Here is a 21,042-nt window from a genome sequence, read left to right on the forward strand (position 1 = left end):
TCCGTGCGGTGAAGATTCGATACCTCCACCACACACGGGGGCCTTCGCCATGATCAAGCCCGGGCAGTGTTAACAACGCTCGTGATCAATACAGCTAGCACGTAGCGGACGCGGAAGCCCTGCATGGCGGCCTCGGTGCCCAGCGCGATCAGCAGGTGGGACTTGCCGGTGCCGGAGTCGCCGATCAGGCAGAGCGGTTCGCCTTTCTTGACCCATTCGCAGGTCGCGAGCGTATTGACGGTGGCCGGGTCGACGTTGGGATTGGCATCGAAGTCGAAGGCCGGCAGGCTCTTTTCCCTGGGGAAGGCCGCGGCCCGGATGCGTCGTTCGGACCGGCGCCGTGCCCGGTCGTCGCACTCAGCCATCAGCAGCTCTGCCAGGAAGGCCCGGTAAGACATCTGCTCGCGGGCGGCGCCGTCGGCCTGTTCCTTGAACTGCTGGCGGATGGTGGGCAGCCGCAGCATGCGGCATGCCTGGTCGATGGAGGCGGTGGCGGCTTCTTCGGTCAGCCCGCGCTTGCGTGGACTCATGATCCTTCTTTCTCGCCGGCCGTGCGGCCAGGCCGTTTGAGGAGCTGGTCGTAGTGGGCCACCGAGGGAAGCGGCCGGGTGTCGGGTGGGAGATGGGACAGCCTCCAGTCGGCGAGGAAGGTCACCGATGCGGTCGGCCCCTCGTCCTTCGTCGCCTGTTCTGTCCCGGGACGGGCCGGCGAGGTCGGCCCACTGTCCGACTCGGCGAGTTTGCGGGCCTCCAAGGCGACCGCGTCGGCGGTCAGGGCCCCGGCCCGGTAGGCGGCGGCCAGGCCGGCCACGACCTGCTCGTGGTCCATGTGTCTCGCCAGCAGCAGTACTTCGATCAGCGCGCGGGTGCCGGCCGCGTCACCGTGGGCGGCCTTCGCCGCGGCCCACCACTTGTCGTGGACAGGGGTGAAGCGGCCTGCGGAGCGGGCCTGTTCCAGCGCGGTCGATCCGGGAAAGGCTCCTGGCTTGCGCAGCAGGGCCTCCAGGTAGTGGTCCAGGACCAGGCGGGAGCCGTGCCGGCCGCTGAGGCGTTCGTGCCGGGTGACCACGGTGCGGCCGTCGTAGACGATGAGGTCGTTGGCGTGCAGCAGGACCCTCAGCTGGCGGCCGATGAAACGAACCGGCACCGATTAGGCATTGCCGCGGACGCTGATCTGGCTGAAGCGGTTGACCCTCGGGGTGAACCAGCGTCCCGTCTCGAACGGCTCGGTCGGCAACGGCCGCAGCAGGTGCTGTTCCTGCGCGAAGTAGGCGCCGACGGTACGGGTGCGGCCCCGCAGCCTCCGGCCGTCGTCGTCCTGGTCCCACTGGTCGACCATCGCGTTCAGCTCGGTGAGCGAGGCCACTTCGGGGACGGGGACGAAGTGGTTGCGGCGGAAGTAGCCGATCTGGCCCTCGACACCGCCTTTCTCGTGGGCGCCATCGATGCCGGGCCGGCAGTAGAACGGCTCGATGCCCCAGTGCGAGCGGAATGCCGTCCAGCGGTCCGTCTCCACCCGGCCCCGGGAGAAGCCCAGCACCCGCTCGACCGCGGCCCGCAGATTGTCGTAGCGAATGTGCGCCCGCGGAACCCCGCCAAGTACCCGGAAGGCATGCACGTGGCCTTCGAAGAACGCCTCCTGACCTGCGGTGGCGAACACCCTGTGCACTGCCTTGCCGGAATACGACAGCCGCAGCGAGAACAGATAGAGCCGGGTCAGTTCACCGGCCAGGACCACGTGGACCTCACCGAAGTCGACCTCCGCTTCCGCTCCGGGCAGATGGGTCTGCGGCACGAACATCGCCTGCGGGCCGATCCCCGCGTCCCGCCGGATCTCCGGCCGCCGGTCCTTCACGTAGGTGCGGACCATGGGGTAGGAGATGTCGTCGGCGCCGTGCTCGTCCACCAACCGGTCGAAAATCCGCTGGGCAGTGTGCCGTTGCTTGGCTGGCGCGTCCAGATCAGCCTGCAGAATCCCGTCGATCAGAGGCTTGTAGGGATCCAGCCGGGACTCCCGACGTCGCTGCTGCTTGCGGGGCTCCGGCCACTGGCCGTCCAGGGCCCTCCGGACCGTCCGCCAGGTGACGTTGTACTTGCGCTGCAGAGCCCGCTGCGACATACCACCGCGGTGGTCACGGCGGATCGCGGCGTACAGATCGACCTTTGACTGCGACTTCCCCATAGGGCCCCCTGCGGCAGAAGCACAGTCCACCGTCCCACCGCAAGACCTTCGGTGACGTCAAAACAAACCGACATCGCAAACTCGGTCAGAAGGTGACTCCCACAGTCACCTCGAAACGGCTCCCGCACTGAGATACAAAGCCACTCCTCCACCAACTCCTCGCGTAACGCGAGGGAGCCAGGCCGGTCACGGTGGTAGCAGAAGAACTCCACGACCACAGACCCTTCCCCATCAAAGGCACCATCTCAACTGGCTTTCGGCAACGATGCCCCCGCGCTCCAAACGAGGCAGCATCGGGGGGAAGACAAGTCCGGGCATCCCGTGCATACAGCTGGACTACCGGGACCATCGCGACCGGCTCCGGCCCTACGGACGCGTCGAACGGCTTGTAGTGGTCCGGTTTGGCGCACATCGGCCAGGCTCGTCGGCCGACCACAGCAACGGCCCGCCAATGGAACTGTCCCCCGGGCCCGACTGCCCGACCCGGGGTAGAGGAGGGTGACCTCGCGCGCCGTACCGATCGACTCCGGAGAGATGGCCTCGACATCGAGTCGTAACGCCGCCGGCCCTAGCTCCCGCCCCGCCTCCCGTTGCACCCCGTTCAGCCCGTCGGCAACAGGACCGCCACATGCCGACGCTCTCCGGGAGTTCGTATCCCCACAGCCCGTCCTGACAGTGGACTGCAAGGATGCGGTCATGGAGCAGAAACTGAGTCGGCAGGAAGCGTCGGAGGCGGTCCAGGAGCATGGGTGGCGCTACTTGCTGGGCGCCCTGCAAACGTCGGTTCCGGTTGGGACGTTGGCTCAAGCGATCAACTTGGCAGCGGACGCTGTCGCAGTGTGTGGCAACGATGCCGATCGCCATCTCTGTATCGATATCCGTCCCGATCTGGCCGTCTTCACTCTGCAGTCGCTGGATCACGCAGCGGTTACTGCCCGGGATGTCGAACTCGCGCGTCGGATCTCTGCCATCACTGACAAGTCCGGGTTCCTGCCGGAGCCCGGACCCGGAACGGGGGCCCCACGGTCCGTCCAGCTTCTGGAGATCGCAATCGATGCCCTGAACATCGCCGGGATCCGACCGTTCTGGAAGGCAGTTTTGGGCTATGCAGATGAGGCGGGCGCCGAGGGACCGGAGGACCCGCTCGTCGACCCGGTCAGGCAGGGCCCGGCCATCTGGTTCCAACACATGGACCGCGCGCGTCCGCAGCGCAATCGCATCCACATCGACATCAGTGTTCCGCATGACGAGGCACCCCGGCGGATCGAAGCCGCGCTGGCAGCTGGGGGCCTACTCGTGTCCGCGAGCCGTGCCCCCGCTTTCTGGGTGCTTGCCGACCTGGAGGGGAACGAAGCCTGCGTCACCACATGGCAGGGCCGAGACAGCTGATGACACAACGTGGCGGTCACAGCCACTCGTTGATGGCCGCGATGAGGACGGCCGTCTCATAGCGGACCGCGAGTTTGTCGTACCTCGTGGCCACGGAGCGGTGCCTCTTGAGGCGAACCCCAACAGCTCCAGCACCCACGCACGCTGCTGAGCCACCCACCGATCCGTCCCACCCGGCATCGCCAACGCCAGCAGCGGAACACCCGGTAGCCGGCCCGCCTACCGCAGGGATTGGAACCACCGCACAACGGCGGCGGTTCCCGCCTGCTGGGAGCCCAGATGGCGGGAGCCGCCGTAGTCAGGGGCGCCGAGGCCGACCAGCGGGGCATGGACGCCGCGGGCGCGCAGGGCAGCATGGCAGTGGGCGGTGTTCGCGGTGACGGCCTGCTCGTCGCCATCGGCGTAGTAGAGCCGTATCGGAGCCCGCGGCGTCCAGTCGGCGCATACTCCGTCGGCGCTCCGCAGGGCCGCGGCCAGCCGTCCGGCGGGGTGGGCCAGCATCGCCCTGCCCTGGGGTGTGAGGAGTGCTTCAAGGGAGTCCGGAGTGCCAGCCTCGACATCCTGGCCCGTGTGCGTGCCATCGAGCAAGCCTTCGATGGTGCGGTCGTACGGCGCTCGGAACACCTGGGCCGGTGTGTCGTACAGGTGGTGCAGGCGGTTGAAGGCGACAAGGGTCAGCGCCGAGTAGATGACGCCGGCCTTCGGCTCCGTCCGCCCGGCCAGCAGCGCGGGCAGCTCCGCGTCGCGGAACGCGTATGCGCCGCTGATGGGCGCCACCGCGCGCAGCCGGAACCAGGCGTCGGTGCCTTCCTGCAGCGACCGGGCCAGTCCGAGTGCCGCCGACGCGCCCTGGGAGAAGCCGGTGACCAGTACCTCGCGCCGCAGCTCTCGGCCCTTCGCCGTCGCAACGGCGCGGGACGCGCGCAGCATGTCCAGGGCGGCCGTCGTCTCCGAGGGCACGTCCATCCAGGGGTGCGGGCCGGGGCCCAGGCCCAGCCCGAGGTAATCGGGGAGCACAGTGGCGAATCCGGCGGAGGCGTAGGTCAGGGCGGGGGCCTGGTCCCAGACACTGGTCGAGACCGAGGCGACGTCGCCCTTGAACAGTTCGGTGCCGTGCGTGAAGGACACAGTCCGCAGCCGCCGTTCACCGCTCTGCGGCAGGGCCAGCAGTCCACTGGCGGTTGTGGGCCGGCCGTGAGGGTCAACTGTGCGGTACACGATCCGGAAGGTGTCCAGACCGTACTGGACGGCGCCGGTGTCCCAGGCACCCGCCTTGTCCCCAGCCAGCTCGGCCGCGACCTCGCGGGCCGTGAGCGTGCGCAGGAGCTCGACCGAAACGAGCGTGCCCCGCGATAAGTCCGCCGCAACGGGCGCGACAGCGACGGCCCGGGGTCCCTTCGCTCCCTGTGCGAACACGGCCGTCGTGCCGCTCGCCGTCAGCGCCACCGACACCGTCGAGACCATCAGTATCCTGCTCATTCGCTTCATGTCGTGACCGTACGTATCCGCCCACACCGCCGACCATCCGGCCAACCCTCCGACATGTGTGGGGTTTTCCGGAGGATGTGTTCGGTGCTCGCCGTCGCTGTCCAACGACGTTCCCTGCCACTCGTCGGCCCCAGGTCAGCCTCACCACCGTGCGAGGCCCCGCGAGCGGGAACTCAACAACCCGCCCACGCAAGACGATCGGCTGGGAATCAACTCACGGCGGTGTTGTAACAAGCTCTGGAATTCGCCCTTCTGGCCGGGGGTTTCAGCGGAGTCGGTGCAGGAGGTCGTCGATAGCGCGCCGGGCGCGGAGCGGCCAGCGGCGTACCGCACGGGCACGAGCAGTACGAGCCTGTTCAGCGGCCGGGTGCTTTCCCGTGACGGTGACGGGAGCGTCGTCACCGAGCGCCCGCAGCATGCCGTCGTAGGGGCAGCTCGTCTCGCAGCCGTCCTCATGGTGGTCGAGGGTGGCGGTGGTCAGGTGGTACAGGTGGGCGCCGGTGTCGGCGATCCCGCCCGGCGCGGTCGTCATGGTGACGAACTGGTTCAGCTGCGCGGCCGCAGCGCTGGCGGAGAAGACGAAGACGTTCTCCTTGCGGCGCAGCGAATGGTCGGCGGGCAGGCCGATGAAGTAGGCGGGGTCGTCGAGGGAGCCGTCACGTTCGGCTTGGACGTGGGCGGGGTCGTACTGGCCCAGGCATTCCATGCAGGCGCGTCCGGGGGCGGCGATGTGGGCGCGCCATTCGGCGCCGCGCAGGCGTCCGCCGCGGGCGTCGACCGCGATGCCGCCGTCGACGACGGGGATGAGGTGGGCGTAGGCGAGGAGGTTGAGGACGGCGCGGGGCCAGGGCCGGTCGACGCAGGAGAAGATCACGTCGCAGTCGGCCGCGGCGGCGAACCCGTCCGGCTCGACCACGCTCAGCTCGTACGGCGCCGCCCGGAAGTTCGTGGCGGTGGCCGCGCGGCGGGCACTACGGGCGGCGAGACGGGCCTTGGCTCGGTGCAGGCGTACGTCACGGAGGGTCGCATGCAGGAGCCGGTCCAGGTTGACCTCCTCGACGGTGTCGAAGTCGAACAGGCTCAGGCGCTGGATGCCGGTGCGGGCCAGGGCTTCGACGGCGAGCATGCCGACACTGCCGCATCCGACGACACCGACGTGCAGGCGGGCCAGGTCGTCCTGGGTTGTCTGTCCCCAGGCGGAGACGGTGCGCAGCTGCCGGTTCGTGGCCGGCGGTGCGGAAAGGAGGCGGTTGTTGAAGGTGACCGACAGGCGGCCGCCGACCACGCGGACGCTCTCCGCCTCGGTGGGGGCGTAGCGGCGGGATGCCTGCTGCTGCCACATGCGGGCGCCGAATCCGGCATCCGCGCCCGCGAAGGTCAGACCGACCAGCGGACGTCCGGTGATCACCTTGGTCTGCGCCGCGAAGGACGCCTCGGCCGTGTGGTCGATGGCATTCAGGCGCTGCCATCCGCGACCCTTTGGGTGGGCGTGGATGAAGCCGAGCCCGCAGCCGTGCTCGGCCGCGAGGGCTGCGGCGCGCAGGAAGTAGGCGCTGGTGAAGTCCACCGTGCCGTGCACGATCCGCTCGCCCTCCCTCGGCAGCACCACCCCGGTGAGCAGCGCGGTGGTGCGGCTGGTGCCGGTGCTCGGCCGCCACAGCACGAAGGCGCAGTCCTCCTGCCCGTCCGCACGGCGCAGGTGATCCGTCAGGTGCTGGGCGGTGTCGCTGGTCATCGCGACCGAGAAGCGGGTGATCACGCGGAGGGTCCGTTCTCCAGCTGCGTGAACAGGGTGCGCAGGTGCCGCAGATAGCCGCGGAGCGTACGGTCCTGCGCCCAGTCGGCGGGCGGCCGGCTCCAGTGCTCCCACTCCTGCCCGAGCGGAGAGTTGTGCACCGCGCCGTGCGGATGTCCCAGGCGCGGGCTGATGTGCGGGCCGTGCGGGGCCGACAGCGGCCAGTCCGGCACCAGTTCCAGACCGATGCGTACCGTCGTCCCGGCCTGCGGGCCGACCTCGATGAGGTAGTCGAAGACGGCGAAGTTGCCGGCCTGCTCCACCGTGTAGCCGGCGCGGCGCAGGCCCGCGAGCATTCCCGCGGGCCCCGCCTCCGGCATCACCGCGGTCATGCGGTCGGGGTCGGGCCGGTGGAGACCGACACGAACGTCTCCCGCTCGTGCACAGTTATCTCCTCCTCCCCGCGGTCGGCGAACGAGTGCTGATGCCGCCCGGTGATCCGAACCAGGTAGTGCGTGGCCGCGTCGATACCGGCCAGGCCCAGGACCGCGTTCGGCGTCGTACGCTTCGGCACCTCCACCGGCTCACCGTCCACCGTGACCGTCACCGGCTTACCGCCGGTCTCCTGCTGCTGAATGTCTGCCGTCGTCATGACGACCACCTCTCCCCCGACCCGCCGCAGCGGGCCGGGATATGCGAAAGGCGGGCTCGAAGCGCGCCTACTCGCTCTTCTTCGAGCCGCGCGACGCGCGCTCGTTCACCGTCGTCGACGGGTGCCTGCGCACCGTCGACTGCTTCACGAACCGACCCGTGACCGCGCTCCGACCACGCTTCCCACCAGACCCACTCGCCTTACTGGCCTTGCCGGGCATGACGCACCTCCTGTCCCCAGAGACCACAGCGGCCCCTGCCAACACACCCAGGACAGCACGCACAGCCCTACATCGGCAACATTTTTTGAGTGACAGTTTCGCTGTCGTATGTTGACACAAGAAAGCCGCCCGGCGGACCGAGCGGCCTTCGACGACTCAGGGCGGCTTACGCCGTGGGACCAGCAAGGATGCCGAGATTGATCAGTCGGTAGCTCATGGCCATTTCGCTCATCTCAAAGCGCCCGGCCATGAGGTGCACCAACTGCTGGGCCGTACGGAACTCGGCCTCGCGCGCTGCCCGACGCACCATGGACTCAGGAGCCAGCAGGGCCGCAGCGAAACGGTTTGCTTCCATCTCCTCACGGTCCGTGGCCATGCTCGAGACCGTGTCACGGAAGTTGACGCGGGTATCGGTGTCGAGGATCAGCGGCCGACCGCGATGCAGCCGCAAGTGCCCAAGCTCATGAGCCACCGTAAAACGCCGTCGGTTCTCGTGATGCTTCTGGTTCACACCGATGACCTGCTCATCTCCCCGGCGCAGCAGCATGCCGGAGACGTCGTCCGGCATGTCCTGCGGTACAACAAGCACACCCAGCTTTTCCGCGATCAGCACCGGGTCGATAGGCGCCTCGTGGATGCCGAACTGCGTCAACAGCGCCTTGGCCGCCGCGTCAGACCTGGCCATCGCGCACCCTCCGTTCAAAGGCTTCCGACGCCACAGACGCCACCGCGTCCGCAAGATAGTCCGGCAACCCGTTTACCTGGCCGGGCTCCTGCAGCCCCGGCAGCAGGTCGGCCGGCTCCACCCCGAGTGCTGACGCAAGGCGCACCAACCGGTACAGCGGAGGAGCCTGCGCGCCGGACTCAATGTTCGTGACCGACCCACGTGTCAGTCCCGCCTTCCGGGCCAGCAACTCCTGCGTCAACTTCGCACGCACCCTCGCCGCGCGCACCCGCCGGCCAATCTCGGCATTGAAATCCCGCTCGACATCGTCCACGCCACTCCCCGCATTGACAGCCACACTGTCATTCCAACTTAGTCCACCCTCACCAAGACCACCACGGGGGCTCCACGACAACCGCCCAGTCAACGGCATCACCGCCTACGGCAGGCGCCGCACTGCCGGCGCCGACCCCAAGGCCGCCCATACGCGGACGGCACCGCACTCGAAGACCACTCCCCCAGGAAGGCACCCGACGTCGCGAGCATGCACGACACCAGAAACACCAGCTCAGCAGCATTTCTCACACGACTTCAGTCGGTAAAACGGACGAAGCCCACGGAACCGCCGGTGATCTTGGCCGACCCTGGGCCGCGATCCACGACAACGCCCGCATCCCTGCGGACTTCCGGCTCTACCTCACCACGACGCCGCGCATCCTCACCTCACCCCGCCCGCAGAAGGGCGCGGCTGGCCAAGAGCTGGAGATCGCGTCGATGGGCCAGGACTCGGCGACCTACGGGCCGTGGCTTGCCGAGCTCGGGCTGAGCGAGGCGATCGAGCGGGGCATCCTCGCCGGGTTCGAGATCGACGTGCTGGAAATCCGCGACCCCTCCCCGGTCCTCGGTGAGTCGGAGGAAGCGCAGCGGGGCCGGCGCCTGGCCCTCCTGCAGACCGCGCTCCTGGAGCACGCCGCCGCGCACAACCTGCGTACCGTCATGACCTTCCACCAGAAGGTCGAGGAAGCCGCCGCGTTCGCGGAGAGGCTGCCGGAGACCGCTGCCGAGCTGTACGTCAACGACGCCTCGGATGAGGACCTGGCGAAGGCGGAGAAGCTACCCGCGTCGTCGATCGACGCGGAGTTCTACGAGCTGGAAGCCGGCCGCCACGTACCCCCGGACCGCGTCTGGTCGGCATGGCTATGCGGCGACCACCTCGTCACCGAACGACGCGAGGTCCTGCGCCAGTTCGCAAACGGCATCGACGCCAACAACCGGCGCGTACACAGGGCGTTCCTCGCGAGCGTTCGCGTCCTCGGGGAAGGCGTGGAAATCACCGGCGAACGAGGAGTCGAGGCCGTGTGCTTCGCGGACACCCGCGGCTCCCAGGTCGAGATCGTCCAGAACATCGGCCGCGCCCTCAGGCTCAACCGCGACGGCAGCACGAAGATCGCCCGCATCATCGTGCCAGTCTTCCTGGAGCCCGGCGAGGACCCGACCGACATGGTCGCCAGCGCTTCATTCCGCCCCCTTGTGGCGGTGCTCCAGGGCCTGCGCTCGCATGATGAACGACTCGTCGAGCAGCTCGCCTCCCGCGCCCTCACCAGCGGCAAGCGCAAGGTCCACATCCGGCGCGACGAGGACGGGCGGATCGTCGGGGCCGGCGGCGAGGTGGGCGAGGGCCAGGAGCAGGGCAACACCGATGGTGCGGTCGAGTCGGCGCTGCTGCACTTCTCCTCTCCCAGGGACGCGGCAACCATCGCGGCTTTCTTGCGCACGCGGGTGTACCGGCCGGAGAGCCTGGTGTGGCTGGAGGGCTACCAAGCCCTCATCCGCTGGCGAGCGGAAAACAAGATCAGCGGCCTCTACGCCGTCCCCTACGACACCGAGGTCCAGGTCGGCGTCACCAAGGACTTCCCCCTCGGGCGGTGGGTGCATCAGCAGAGGAAGGCGCTGCGGGCCGGCGAACTCGACCCGCACCGCAAGGAGCTGCTCGACGCGCCCGAGGCCGGGATGGTGTGGGAGCCCGGCGAGGAAGCGTGGGAGGGCAAGCTGGCCGCGCTGCGCTCGTACCGGCGGGCCACCGGGCACCTCGCCCCGCGCCAGGACGCGGTCTGGGGCGAGGGCGAGGCGATGGTGCCGGTCGGGCAGCACATGGCCAACCTCCGGCGCAAGGGCACGAAGAACGGCCTGGGCAAGGACCCGAAGCGGGCCGCGGCGCGCGCGCAGCAGCTGACCGCGATCGACCCGGACTGGAACTGCCCCTGGCCGCTGGACTTGCAACGCCACCACCGCGTCCTCGCCGACCTCGTCGACGCCGACGGCCACCTACCCGACATCGCACCGGGGGTGCTCTTCGAAGGTGATGACCTGGGCAAGTGGCTCCAGCGGCAGAAGAATCCGGGCACCTGGGCGCAACTGTCGACCGAGCAGCAGGAACGACTGTCCAGGCTCGGCGTCAAGCCCTCTGAGCAGTCTGCACCGGTGACAGGGGGGAAGGCGGCGGGAAAGGCGTCAGCGGGTTTCCCGCGGGGGCTGGCCGCCCTGGCCCAGTACATCGCACGCGAAGGCAAAACCGTGGTGGGAAGGGCGCACCTTGAAGAGCTGCCGGACGGCACGGTGATCAAGCTGGGTGTGTTTCTGAGCAACCAGAAAGCCAGGCGTGACCGGCTGGATTCGACACAGCGGGCCGCCCTCGCCGAGCTGGGCTATACCTGGGCTGCACAGCCTGGCCGTGGATGACGGGCGTGCCGGGGGTGTGGACGTCTGAATAGCAGCGGTCAATGGCGCCAGTGGCTCCGGTGTTCTGTGTCATCGCATGTAGAGCGTGCCATCGAAGGCGGTCGTGGTGCGGCAACCGCCGGGTGCGAGGCCGTCTTCTCGTCGTGTCTCAATCTCCGGTCTGTCCGGCAGGGAGACTGGGGAGGGCAGTTGGGATGCGCGCCTTACTGATGCTGGCCGATGGCATTGGTCAGTTTGCCGTCGGCGCGGGTGTTGGCGTTGTTGTTCTCGGTGGTCTGCGGGTCGCTGTTGATGTTCGTGTTCAGCGCTGAGAGCTGGTCGATGATGTGGGCATTGTCGAGGGTTCCGTCGAGGAGTCCTGCGTGTGCCGGTGCAGTGGCCAGGATGGCTGCGCCGGCAGAGAGTAGGGCAGTGGTGAGGATGTTTCGCTTCAGCATGATCTGATCAACGGCCGTCGATGCCGCACCCTAAGAAGCTGTTGTCTTTCCGGACGTGATGGCTGTGTTTCTGCTGGTTGGGCATGGGGTCTGTGGTTCGGTGGGAGTGGTGGCCTGTCGGGTTGTCGTTCTCCGGGAGGTCGCGGTGCCGTCGGTGGTCGGACTGCTGGAACAGCACGAGCTGGCTGCCCGTCGTCGAGTTGACGGGTTGCGTAAGGAGGCTGACCGCATCCAGGCCGAGTTGGCCACAGCCGAGCTGGAATGGCAGGAATGGGTGATAGCCCGCAGGCGGGTCGACACGGTGCTGGCTCCGGAGGGCGGCAGCGCTGCGGACTCGGCGATCACCCCGGATCCGCGGGACGCGGACACGAAGCCAGCGCCTCGGGATGCGGCGAAGCCGAAGGCGCAGGTGCCGGTGTGGCGCCAGGGGCTGGCATGGTCGGTGCTGTCGGTGGACTACCAGCACATCCTCAAGGTGCTCGCGGACCGGGCCCGGCTCCATCAAGGGCCGCTGAGCTGCCAGGAGATGGCCGCGGCGTTCGGCATGGACGTGGTGCCGGCGCGGGTGGAGGCACTGCGGTCGAAGATGAAACGCCTGGTCGCCCGGGGCTGGCTGGCCGAGCCCGCGCCGGGCCGGTTCACGCTGGCTGCGGGCGTAAGTGGCCCAGGCGGCGGGGGATGAGCAGGATCAGCGGCCAGTAGATCATCGCCTCGACGCTGGTGGTACAGCGCTCGAAGTCGTGGGTCAGGCGGCGGGTGCGCATCAGCGGGCGAAGAGGTGCTCGACGATCCACCGCTTGGGCAGCACCACGAACCCCTTCCGGTCGTCGCTGCACTTGACGATCGCCAGGACCAGGCCGAGCGTGGCCAGGCAGTACCCGACGAGGCTGCCGGTGTGGCCGCCATCAGCCCAGACCAGGGCCAGCTCGTGGTGCGCGCCAGTCATCTGCTCCAGCAGGACCTGTGCGGCTGCGCGGTCGCCAGTGTCAGCGGCGGTGACCATCGCCCCCAGCAGCAGACCGAGTGTGTCGACACCACGACATGCGGCTGGCGCCTGTTGATCAACTTGTCCGCGTCGAAGCCACTGGCTGTCCGCCGCTGGAAACCGTTCCGACCTGCGAAACGGACGTATATAGGGAATCCACAGTGACTCGGAGTCCGTTCAACGGCAGACTCCCCGCCCCTTCCTGTGCCCGAGCCGGCAGCGGCGCCCCGATCTCGGCGGCGAACGCCTGCAGGGCGCCGTTGGCGGCGTACTCCACGCCGACCGCGCGGCCGTCCTCCAGCAGGACCCGGTGCATGCGGGCGCCCGCGGGCACAGTCAGCGCCGGGTTGTCCAGCGCCGGGGCGACGTAACTCTGCCACGCGTTCATCGGGCGAACGTCGCGGATCGTGGCGTGGTTGAATCCGACGCCGGTCATCCGCTCGCCGTTGAAGTCGTCGATCAGCTTGTGCCCGAGCGCGACGGCCGCCTCGACGAACACGGCGGCGGTGGGGTGGGGACCGGCGATCCGGCTGAGCGGCAGCTCCGCCCTTGCCGTGCCAGGCGCTCTCGCCGTCGACGTGGTCCTCGGACCGCTTGCACAGGTACGTTGCTGCTGCGCCATGTCGATCTCGTCCCGCGACCTCGTCGTCACTTGACGGAAACCGTAAGAGCGCCCGACCGCGGGAGCTCTCCGGCGAGTAGACGGACACTCGCCACCGAGCGCACCGCAGGGAGCCGGCCAAAGCCGCGGGCGCCGCGAACGCCGAGACCGGCCCCGGTGAGAACGGAGCTGCCGCGTCCCGAGGCCGTGGGACGCGGCAGCGCTCATGGGGGGGCCGTCAGGCGAGGGTGACCTCGACGGGCAGGTGCTTGATGCCGTTGACGAAGTTGGAGCGGACCCGGGGCACGTCGCCGGCCAGGCGGATGTCGGCGATCCGGGGGATCAGCTCCTCGAACATGATCCGGATCTCGGTGCGGGCGAGCAGGTTGCCCAGGCACAGGTGGGGGCTGCCCTTGCCGAAGGTGACGTGGTCGTTGTTGGTGCGGGCGACGTCGAAGTCGTACGGGTTGCCGAAGACCTCCTCGTCGCGGTTGCCGGAGGCGAACCACATGACGACCTTGTCGCCTTCCTTGATGTTCTTGCCGCCGAGTTCGACGTCGCGGGTCGCGGTGCGGCGGAAGTGGTAGACCGGCGAGGCCCAGCGCAGAAACTCCTCCACCGCCGACGGGATCAGGGACGGGTCGTCCTTCAGCCGGGCGAGCTGCTCGGGGTGCTGCAGGAGGGCCAGCATGGCGTGGGACATGGTGTGCCGGGTGGTCTCGTTGCCGGCCACCACCAGCAGCAGGAAGTAGTTGTCGAAGTCCTGCGGCGAGAGCGGCACGCCGTCGCGCGGAGTGGTATTGACCAGCTTGGAGACGATGTCGTCGCCGTTCTTGCCCCGGCGCTGCCGGGCCAGCTCGCGGCCGTACTCGAAGACCTCCAGGGCCGCCGGGGAGCGGAAGGGCAGGTCCTTGTATTTCTCACTCTCCGCACTCTCCAGCAGGACGTCCGCGTAGTCGGGGTCGGTGTTGCCGACCATGCGGTTGCCCCAGTCGATGAGCTGCTGGTTGTCCTCCGGCGGCACGTCAAGGAGGCGGGCGAGGACGTTGATGGGGAAGTCGGCGGAGACCTCGTTGACGAAGTCGAAGGTGCCCTTGGGCAGGGCCGCGTCCAGGGTCTGCGCGGTCAGGCCGCGCAGGAAGTCGCTGTAGCCGTTGATGACGTTCGCGCCGAACTGGCGCTGGATGACGCTGCGCAGGGCGCGGTGGCGCACGCCGTCCATCTCCAGGATCGAGGCGCGCTTCTTGATCTGGTCGTCGTCCAGCTCTTCGAGGTTGACGAACTTCGTGGAAGTGAAAGTCTCCGGGTCCCGGTCGACGGTGGCGATGTCGGCGTGCCGGGTGACGGCCCAGAAACCGGAGTTGGGGGCGTCCTCGGGGGTCCAGTGCACCGGGTCCTCGTGGCGCAGCGTGTGGAACATCCGCCAGGGCTTGACGGGGTCGGTGTAGTTGTCGAGGTCGGCGAGGTCGACGTCGCTCAGCACAAGGGGCTCGGCGAGGCGCTCGCGCAGCTCGGCCGCGGTGGCGGGGGTGGCGGGAACGGTGGGGCTGGTCATGGTGGTGGGTCTCCTGGGCGGGGGCTTCGGGGGGGGTTACAGGTGGTAGGCGTACTCGGTGAACTCCCAGTCGGTGACGTGCCGGCCGAAGCGCTCGACCTCGTCCCGCTTGTAGGTGAGGAAGGAGGTGGTGAAGTCCTTGCCGAGGACATCGATGAGGGCGGTGTCCGCCTCCAGCGCGTCCAGGGCGGCCGGCAGGTTCTGCGGCAGGAGGGCGGAGCGGGCGGTGTCGTAGCCGTAGCCTTCCAGCGAGGTCGGCGGCTCCTCGCCGGCCTCGACGCCGAGCAGGGCAGCGGCGAGCGTGCCCGCGATCAGCAGGTACGGGTTGGCGCTTGCGTCGCCGAGCCGCAGCTCCAGACGGGCGCCCGAGCCGCGCTCCGGCGGGATGCGGACCATGGCGCTGCGGTTGTCGAGCCCCCAGTCGATCAGCCACGGGGCGAGAGTGTCCGGGCCGAAGCGCTTGTACGAGTTGACCGTCGGGTTGGCCAGCGCCGCCAGTGCGGGCGCGTGGGCGAGGACCCCGGCGAGGGCGTGCCGGCCAGTGGCCGACAGGCCGTAGGCGCCGGCCGGGTCGTCGAAGGCGTTACGGCCGTCGGCGCCCTCGAAGGACAGGTGGAGGTGGAATCCGGAACCGCCGGCGTCGCCGAAGGGTTTGGCCATGAAGGTGGCGAGGTTGCCTTCCCTGCGGGCCAGTTCCTTCACCGCGGCCTTGAAGCGGAAGGCGCGGTCGGCGGCGTCGAGGGCCTCGGAGTGGGTCAGGTTGATCTCGTACTGGCCGCCGTCGAACTCGTGGTTTCCCGTGACGACGCCGAGACCCAGGTCGCGCAGTGAGCGCAGGGTGCGCAGCAGGTGGTTCTCGGGGTCGGCGCGCAGACCTGCGGTGTAGACGGCGCCGGTGACCTCGGGTGAGCGGCGCCAGCCGGTGGCGGTGCCGGGGGCGGGCTCCAGCAGGAAGTACTCCAGCTCGGGGCCGACGACGGGGTGCAGGCCCTGCTCGGAACATCGGGCAAGGACCGTGCGCAGCAGGTCACGCGGCGACTCGGGGGCGGGGGACCCGGTGGCGGGGTCGGTGACCTCGCCCAGAACGGTGGCGACACCCGGCTCCCAGGGCAGTACGGCCGCCGTGGACAGGTCGGGCCGTACTGACACGTCGGGCAGGCCGGCGTCCAGACCGCCCGCGACCGGGACCACGTCCCCCTGGGGCGTGGTGTGGTACACCGCGCGGCAGAAGGCCAGGCCGTGCTCGACGGCCGAGGGCAGGTGGTCCAGCAGGACGTCCCGGGCGCGGTCGGTGCCGATGAGGTCGGGGTAGATCACCCGGACCACGTCGACGCCCTCGGCGGCGAGGCGCTCGGCGTGCCGGCGGATGTCTGGGATGTCGGATGCGCTCACCGGTGTCTCCTTGGGCGGATGGTGGGGACATCCCCGCGCCCTCGGGGGCTGTGGGGATGGGTGGCGTACGGAAGACGGGCGCCGGGGTGCGGGGAGGCGGGATTACCCGGAGCTACTCGTTTGACCCCGAACGGTACGGAGGGGGATTGCGAACCCGCAAGGGGATCGTCGATTAAATTTATCCAAGTGGACAGCTATTGACCAGAGAGAAGTGGCTGCCTACCTTGTTTGAAGCCAAACGAGTTGGGGGTCCGGTTTTCCGTTCCCCTTTGGCCGGGGGGCCGGCCACACCCGGTCCGGTCCCCCTCACCCCCCTGCACCGACGCCCTCACCCTCAGGAGGACCGCCATGAAGGTCGTCGTCGACATGAACAAGTGCCAGGACCACGGCCAGTGCGTCTTCGCCGCCCCCGATGTCTTCTCCATGGACGACGCCGGCCACCTGGTCTACGTCTCCGACCCCGACGAGGCGCTGCGCGACGAGGTCGAGGAAGCCGCGGACGTCTGTCCGCTCCAGGCCATCCGGATCGAGGGCTGAACCCTCATGACCGCAACCACGACCGGGCGCGTCGTCGTCGCGGGCGCCTCGATGGGCGGCCTGCGCACCGCCGAGCAGCTCCGCGCGGCGGGCTGGACCGGGGCGATCACGGTGATCGGCGACGAGCCCCACATGCCGTACAACCGGCCACCGCTGTCCAAGGAGGTCCTCGCCGGTAAGGCCCCCTTCGAGTCGTTGGCCTTCACACCCAAGGCGGCCGCCGCGGACGTGGAGTGGCGACTGGGCACCAAGGTCGTCGCCGCGCGCCTCGACGAACGGATAGTCGAACTCGATGACGGCACCGCTCTGGCGTACGACGGACTGGTCGTCGCCACCGGCATGCGCCCCCGGCGCCTGCGCTGCCCCGGGCCGCTCGCCGGCCGCCACACCGTCCGCACCCTCGCCGACGCGCAGGGCCTGCGGGACGAGCTGACCCGGCCCGGTGTGCGCGTGGTCGTGGTCGGCGGCGGGTTCATCGGCTGCGAGGTGGCCGCCACCGCCGTAGGACTCGGTGTCCGGGAGGTGACCGTCGTCGATCCGCTGCCGCTGCCCATGGTCGGACCGCTCGGCGAGCTGCTCGGCGAGGCACTGCTCAGGCGGCACGAGGAGCGCGGAGTGCGCTTCGCGCTCGGTACCGGTGTCGCCGGGTTCGAGGGCGAGGACCGTGTGACCGGGGTCGTCCTGAGCGACGGCACCGTCCTTGCCGCCGACGTGGTGGTGGAGTCGGTCGGCTCCGTCGCCAACGTCGAGTGGCTGGAAGGGAACGGACTCGACCTCTCCGACGGTGTGCTCACCGACGAACAGCTGCGGGTCGGCGGACGGCCGGACGTGATCGCGGTCGGTGACGTGGCCCGCTTCCCCAACGCCCGCTACGACGGTGCGCCCCGCCGGGTCGAGCACTGGTCGATCCCCACCGACACCGCCAAGCACGCCGCGAAGGCCCTCGTCGCCCACCTCAACGGCGCGGGCGCCGAGCTCGCGCCCTTCGCGCCACTGCCCACCTTCTGGAGCGACCAGCACGAGTTCCGACTGCAGTCCTTCGGCGCCCCGGCGCTCGGCAAGGACGACGTACGGATCCTGGGTGGCGACCCCGAGGGTGACGTCCTGGTCGGCTACCACACCGGCGGTCAGCTGGTGGGTGTTGTCGCGCTCGGCGGTCAGGCCGCCGCCATGGGCGCCGCCCGTTACCGCTCCCAGCTGCTGAAGCAGCCCGCTCTCACCCCGTAAGGAACCCGTCGTGTCTGCTGTCCGTGGCTACTTCCACCCCAAGACGGCGAGCGGTGCCTCGTCGCTGATCCCCTCCCCGCCGTGGCGCTACTCCGGCGACCTGCTCACTATCGAGTACCGCACGGACCCCGCCCGGGTGCGCGAACTGCTCCCCGAGCCCCTGGAGCCGGCCGACGAGGACCCGGGCGCGGTCGCGCTGATCTGGGCCGACTGGCAGTCCTGCTCCGCCTCCGGGGACGAGCTCCTCGACCCCGTGCTCGCCCAGTACAAGGAGGCCTTCGCGGTCGTCCGCTGCAAGTACAAGGGGCAGACCTACACCCGCTGCGTCTACATCTGGGTCGACAAGGACTTCGCCATCGCCCGCGGACTGCACCAGGGCTACCCGAAGAAGCTCGGCTCCATCCACCAGACCCGCCCGCACCCGTACGGCCCCGCGCCGCGCATCGAGGCCGGTGCCCGCTTCGGCGCGACCCTGGCCGCCGCGGACCGGCGTCTCGCCCAGGCCGTGGTCACCCTGCGGGAGCCGTCGGAGACCAACGGTTTCGTCAACGGCCACCCCATGGCCCACCACCGCTGGCTGCCCTCCATCGAGAAGGGCAAGGGGCTCGCCCTCGACGAGCTGATCGAGTCCGGCGCGGCCTCTTTCGAGGGCGGTCAGGCGTGGGTCGGTGACGCCGAGCTGGAGCTGTTCGAGGCGCCCACCGAGGAGCTGGCCCGCCTGGAGATCCGCGAGCCGATCGCCGCGTACTACCGCCAGGTCGGTGTCGTCTGGGACGGCGGGCGGCTGCTGGAGTCCGGCACGTCCGGCGCCGAGTAACCCCCTTACGCATCGCAGGACTTGGAGAACCGGACATGACCGAACACACCCTCACGGTGGCCGGGGTCGCCATCGACACCCGGCACTGGATCGGCGGCGAACGCGTCGCCTCCACCGAGACGTTCACCGACGTCTCGCCGATCGACGGCAGCGTCCTCGGCGAGATCTCGCGGGGCACCGCGACGGAGGCCGCGGCCGCGGTGGCCGCCGCGAAAGCCGCCTTCCCCGGCTGGGCCGCCACCCCCCGCGCCGAGCGCGCCCGCGTCCTGCACGCCATCGCCGACGGCGTGGAGAAGCGACTCGAAGAGCTCGCGATCGTCGAGACCACCGACAACGGGGCGCTGCTGCGCTCGCACCGGCGCGGTGTGATGCCCCGGGTCGCGCACAACTTCCGGTTCTTCGCGGACTGGCTGCTACAGCTGGAACACGAGGACTTCGACACGCGCGGGCACACGAACCACGTCAGCTGGGACCCGGCGGGTCCGAGCGTGCTGATCACCCCGTGGAACGCGCCGCTGATGCTGTCCACCTGGAAGGTCGCCCCGGCGCTCGCCGCCGGCAACACCGTCGTGCTCAAGCCCGCCGAGTGGACCCCGCTCACCGCCTCCCTCCTCGCCGACATCGCCGCCGAGGCCGGGCTCCCCGCCGGTGTCCTGAACGTCGTGCAGGGCTACGGCTCCGAGATCGGCGACGCCCTCACCTCCCACCCGGACGTGCGCCGGATCAGCTTCACCGGGTCCGTGCCCACGGCCAAGCGGATCAGCGAGTCGGCGTCGGGGAACCTCACCCCGCTCAGCCTCGAACTCGGCGGCAAGTCCCCGCTGCTGGTGTTCGCCGACGCCGACCTGGACCTCGCGGTCGACCTCGCGGTGGAGCAGTACGACAACGCGGGGCAGGTCTGCCTCGCGGCCACCCGGTTCCTCGTCGAGGAGTCGGTCGCCGAGGAGTTCACCCGGCGGTTCGTCCAGAAGGCCGCCACTCTCGTGCAGGGTGACCCGCGCGACGAGGCCACGGACATCGGGCCGAACATCCACCCGAACCAGCTGGACAAGATCGACGGCTTCGTGCAGCGGGCCCTGGCCGCCGGAGCGCGCGCCGTCATCGGCGGGCATCGCAAGGACGGGCAGTACTACGCGCCCACCCTGCTCACCGATGTCGCCCAGGACTCGGAGATCGTGCAGGAAGAGGTCTTCGGGCCGGTCCTGACCCTCCAGACCTTCACCACCGAGGAAGAAGCCGTACGGCTCGCCAACGACACCCGCTTCGGGCTGGCCGCCACCCTGGCCACCGGCGACCCCGAGCGCGCCGAACGCGTCACCGCGCGCCTCGTCGCGGGCACCGTGTGGGTCAACTGCTTCTTCGTACGCGACCTGCAGGCCCCCTTCGGCGGCTCCCGCCACTCCGGTGTCGGCCGCGAGGGCGGCACCTGGAGCTTCGACTTCTACTGCGACATCAAGAACACCGTCACCGCACCGAAGGGCTGGAAGGACCATGGGTGAGATCGTCGGGGCGGGGCTCCTCGCCCATGTGCCCACCATCGTGCTCCCGGAGGAGGTTCGCCTGGAGCTGAACGAGGGCAAGGAGATCACCCTCGTCACCGGGCTCCAGGAGCTTCGCCGGGACGTCTTCGAGCGCGACGACTACGACACCGTCGTCGTCCTGGACTCCCACTGGGCGACCACCGTCGAGTTCGTTGTCACCGCGCAAGCGCGCCGGGCCGGCCTCTTCACCTCCGAGGAGCTGCCGCGCGGCATGTGCCGGATGCCGTACGACTTCCCCGGCGACCCCGAACTCGCCCACAACATCGAGAAGTTCGCCGACAAGCACGGCACCTGGATCACCGCGATCGACGACGAGTACCTGCCGATCTACTACGCCACGATCAACCTCTGGAAGTTTCTCGGCGAGGGCCTCCCGGACAAGCGGTGGGTGACCATCGGCGTCTGCCAGACCGGCGACATGGAGGACCACCTGCGCCTCGGCCGGGCGCTCGCCGACGGCATCGCCGCCACGCCGGGACGCCGGGTCCTGCTCATCGCCTCCGGCGCGCTCTCGCACACCTTCTGGCCCCTGCGCGAACTGCGCGACCACGAGGCCGGCGACCCGGCGCACATCTTCACCCCGGAAGCGCGCGAGGCCGACTACGAGCGGATCGCCTGGTTCAAGGAGGGCCGTCACGACAAGGTCCTCGACACCATGGACGCCTTCTGGAAGTACAAGCCGGAGGCCAAGTTCTTCCACTACCTGATGATGGCCGGCGCCCTCGGCGAACAGGCCTGCGTGGCCAAGGCCCGCCAGTACGGCGAGTACGAGAACTCCATCGGCACCGGCCAGGTCCACCTCTGGTTCGACCGCCCGGCCGACGGCTGGACCGGCACCGGCCTGCCCACCCCGCACAACCCCCACTCCCGCGTCTAGGAGC

General features: G+C 69.4%; 18 protein-coding genes and 3 pseudogenes. 8 read left to right on the forward strand and 13 right to left on the reverse strand.

The window, feature by feature from the left end; all coding sequences use genetic code 11:
- Positions 1–62 precede the first annotated feature (62 nt).
- Together KUM44_RS29680 and istA are read right to left on the reverse strand one after the other, a co-directional pair.
- Positions 63–533, reverse strand: a pseudogene (locus KUM44_RS29680) (ATP-binding protein); the annotation flags it as partial.
- Positions 527–2,182 (reverse strand): annotated as a pseudogene (istA, locus tag KUM44_RS29685) (IS21 family transposase). The pseudogenes KUM44_RS29680 and istA, both read right to left, overlap by 7 nt.
- A gap of 696 nt (positions 2,183–2,878) precedes the next feature.
- Here istA and KUM44_RS29690 point away from each other — a divergent pair.
- Positions 2,879–3,571 carry a VOC family protein gene (locus tag KUM44_RS29690; RefSeq protein WP_217212832.1) on the forward strand — a complete coding sequence of 231 codons (693 nt, stop codon included), beginning with the start codon at positions 2,879–2,881 and terminating at the stop codon, positions 3,569–3,571.
- A 219-nt stretch (positions 3,572–3,790) separates the two neighbouring features.
- Here the strand turns inward: KUM44_RS29690 and KUM44_RS29695 are convergent, their stop codons facing one another.
- From KUM44_RS29695 to KUM44_RS29720, 6 genes are all read right to left on the reverse strand, one after another.
- Positions 3,791–5,050: a S9 family peptidase gene (locus KUM44_RS29695; protein ID WP_254390300.1), complete on the reverse strand. Its 1,260-nt coding sequence runs from the start codon at positions 5,048–5,050 to the stop codon at positions 3,791–3,793.
- 274 nt (positions 5,051–5,324) lie between these two features.
- A complete protein-coding gene (locus KUM44_RS29700; protein WP_217212834.1) occupies positions 5,325–6,818 on the reverse strand; it encodes a ThiF family adenylyltransferase in 1,494 nt (497 codons plus the stop codon).
- Positions 6,815–7,186, reverse strand: coding sequence for a hypothetical protein (locus KUM44_RS29705; protein WP_217212836.1), 372 nt, complete (start codon positions 7,184–7,186; stop codon positions 6,815–6,817). The genes KUM44_RS29700 and KUM44_RS29705 overlap by 4 nt, the downstream gene beginning before the upstream one ends.
- The gene (locus tag KUM44_RS29710; protein WP_194038078.1) at positions 7,183–7,446 is read right to left on the reverse strand and encodes a hypothetical protein; all 264 of its coding nucleotides are present in this window, start codon (positions 7,444–7,446) and stop codon (positions 7,183–7,185) included. Before KUM44_RS29710 ends, KUM44_RS29705 begins: the two co-directional genes overlap by 4 nt.
- Positions 7,447–7,832: 386 nt before the next feature.
- The gene (locus KUM44_RS29715; RefSeq protein WP_217178957.1) at positions 7,833–8,351 is read right to left on the reverse strand and encodes an ImmA/IrrE family metallo-endopeptidase; all 519 of its coding nucleotides are present in this window, start codon (positions 8,349–8,351) and stop codon (positions 7,833–7,835) included.
- On the reverse strand, positions 8,338–8,664 hold the full coding sequence (locus tag KUM44_RS29720) for a helix-turn-helix domain-containing protein (RefSeq protein ID WP_217212838.1): 327 nt from the start codon (positions 8,662–8,664) through the stop codon (positions 8,338–8,340). Before KUM44_RS29720 ends, KUM44_RS29715 begins: the two co-directional genes overlap by 14 nt.
- Before the next feature lie 272 nt (positions 8,665–8,936).
- Between KUM44_RS29720 and KUM44_RS29725 the strand changes: the two are divergent.
- A pseudogene (locus tag KUM44_RS29725) lies at positions 8,937–11,069 on the forward strand (Helicase associated domain protein); the annotation flags it as partial.
- A 203-nt stretch (positions 11,070–11,272) separates the two neighbouring features.
- Here the strand turns inward: KUM44_RS29725 and KUM44_RS29730 are convergent.
- The gene (locus KUM44_RS29730; RefSeq protein ID WP_217212840.1) at positions 11,273–11,506 is read right to left on the reverse strand and encodes a hypothetical protein; all 234 of its coding nucleotides are present in this window, start codon (positions 11,504–11,506) and stop codon (positions 11,273–11,275) included.
- A gap of 145 nt (positions 11,507–11,651) precedes the next feature.
- Between KUM44_RS29730 and KUM44_RS29735 the strand changes: the two genes are divergently transcribed.
- On the forward strand, positions 11,652–12,188 hold the full coding sequence (locus KUM44_RS29735) for a hypothetical protein (RefSeq protein WP_217212841.1): 537 nt from the start codon (positions 11,652–11,654) through the stop codon (positions 12,186–12,188).
- An 81-nt stretch (positions 12,189–12,269) separates the two neighbouring features.
- Here KUM44_RS29735 and KUM44_RS47680 read toward each other — a convergent pair whose 3' ends face one another.
- The 4 genes from KUM44_RS47680 to KUM44_RS29755 form a co-directional block, all read right to left on the reverse strand.
- Positions 12,270–12,653 carry a transposase gene (locus tag KUM44_RS47680; protein WP_374202087.1) on the reverse strand — a complete coding sequence of 128 codons (384 nt, stop codon included), beginning with the start codon at positions 12,651–12,653 and terminating at the stop codon, positions 12,270–12,272.
- Entirely contained in the window at positions 12,568–12,990 is a 423-nt protein-coding gene (locus KUM44_RS29745) for a GMC family oxidoreductase N-terminal domain-containing protein (RefSeq protein WP_308402761.1), read from the reverse strand. Before KUM44_RS29745 ends, KUM44_RS47680 begins: the two co-directional genes overlap by 86 nt.
- Before the next feature lie 340 nt (positions 12,991–13,330).
- Entirely contained in the window at positions 13,331–14,647 is a 1,317-nt protein-coding gene (locus KUM44_RS29750; protein ID WP_217212847.1) for a cytochrome P450, read from the reverse strand.
- 36 nt (positions 14,648–14,683) lie between these two features.
- On the reverse strand, positions 14,684–16,039 hold the full coding sequence (locus KUM44_RS29755) for a glutamine synthetase family protein (protein WP_217212849.1): 1,356 nt from the start codon (positions 16,037–16,039) through the stop codon (positions 14,684–14,686).
- 348 nt (positions 16,040–16,387) lie between these two features.
- Here KUM44_RS29755 and KUM44_RS29760 point away from each other — a divergent pair, with 348 nt between their 5' ends.
- The 5 genes from KUM44_RS29760 to KUM44_RS29780 are packed head-to-tail and all read left to right on the forward strand — an operon-like array spanning position 16,388 to position 21,038.
- On the forward strand, positions 16,388–16,576 hold the full coding sequence (locus KUM44_RS29760) for a ferredoxin (protein ID WP_217212851.1): 189 nt from the start codon (positions 16,388–16,390) through the stop codon (positions 16,574–16,576).
- Between the two features lie 6 nt (positions 16,577–16,582).
- Positions 16,583–17,803, forward strand: a complete 1,221-nt coding sequence (locus KUM44_RS29765) for an NAD(P)/FAD-dependent oxidoreductase (protein WP_217212853.1) — start codon at positions 16,583–16,585, stop codon at positions 17,801–17,803.
- 10 nt (positions 17,804–17,813) lie between these two features.
- Positions 17,814–18,620, forward strand: a complete 807-nt coding sequence (locus KUM44_RS29770) for an acetoacetate decarboxylase family protein (protein ID WP_217212854.1) — start codon at positions 17,814–17,816, stop codon at positions 18,618–18,620.
- Positions 18,621–18,655: 35 nt separating this feature from the next.
- Positions 18,656–20,119 (forward strand): aldehyde dehydrogenase, encoded by a 1,464-nt coding sequence (locus tag KUM44_RS29775; protein WP_217212856.1) that lies wholly within the window; start codon positions 18,656–18,658, stop codon positions 20,117–20,119.
- Positions 20,112–21,038 (forward strand): 3,4-dihydroxyphenylacetate 2,3-dioxygenase, encoded by a 927-nt coding sequence (locus tag KUM44_RS29780; protein WP_217212858.1) that lies wholly within the window; start codon positions 20,112–20,114, stop codon positions 21,036–21,038. The genes KUM44_RS29775 and KUM44_RS29780 overlap by 8 nt, the downstream gene beginning before the upstream one ends.
- The last annotated feature ends 4 nt before the right edge of the window (positions 21,039–21,042 follow it).

It is taken from the genome of Streptomyces sp. AC550_RSS872, from assembly GCF_019049285.1.
Classification (GTDB): Bacteria; Actinomycetota; Actinomycetes; order Streptomycetales; family Streptomycetaceae; genus Streptomyces.

What these genes read in the sequence shown, in the direction of transcription:
- KUM44_RS29765 (WP_217212853.1), top strand. Translation starts at nt 16,583, where the DNA reads ATGACCGCAACCACGACCGGGCGCGTCGTCGTCGCGGGCGCCTCGATG.
- KUM44_RS29780 (WP_217212858.1), top strand. Translation starts at nt 20,112, where the DNA reads ATGGGTGAGATCGTCGGGGCGGGGCTCCTCGCCCATGTGCCCACCATC.
- KUM44_RS29695 (WP_254390300.1), bottom strand. Translation starts at nt 5,050, where the DNA reads ATGAGCAGGATACTGATGGTCTCGACGGTGTCGGTGGCGCTGACGGCG.
- KUM44_RS29705 (WP_217212836.1), bottom strand. Translation starts at nt 7,186, where the DNA reads ATGACCGCGGTGATGCCGGAGGCGGGGCCCGCGGGAATGCTCGCGGGC.
- KUM44_RS29690 (WP_217212832.1), top strand. Translation starts at nt 2,879, where the DNA reads ATGGAGCAGAAACTGAGTCGGCAGGAAGCGTCGGAGGCGGTCCAGGAG.
- KUM44_RS29710 (WP_194038078.1), bottom strand. Translation starts at nt 7,446, where the DNA reads ATGACGACGGCAGACATTCAGCAGCAGGAGACCGGCGGTAAGCCGGTG.
- KUM44_RS29775 (WP_217212856.1), top strand. Translation starts at nt 18,656, where the DNA reads ATGACCGAACACACCCTCACGGTGGCCGGGGTCGCCATCGACACCCGG.
- KUM44_RS29730 (WP_217212840.1), bottom strand. Translation starts at nt 11,506, where the DNA reads ATGCTGAAGCGAAACATCCTCACCACTGCCCTACTCTCTGCCGGCGCA.
- KUM44_RS29760 (WP_217212851.1), top strand. Translation starts at nt 16,388, where the DNA reads ATGAAGGTCGTCGTCGACATGAACAAGTGCCAGGACCACGGCCAGTGC.
- KUM44_RS29715 (WP_217178957.1), bottom strand. Translation starts at nt 8,351, where the DNA reads ATGGCCAGGTCTGACGCGGCGGCCAAGGCGCTGTTGACGCAGTTCGGC.
- KUM44_RS29750 (WP_217212847.1), bottom strand. Translation starts at nt 14,647, where the DNA reads ATGACCAGCCCCACCGTTCCCGCCACCCCCGCCACCGCGGCCGAGCTG.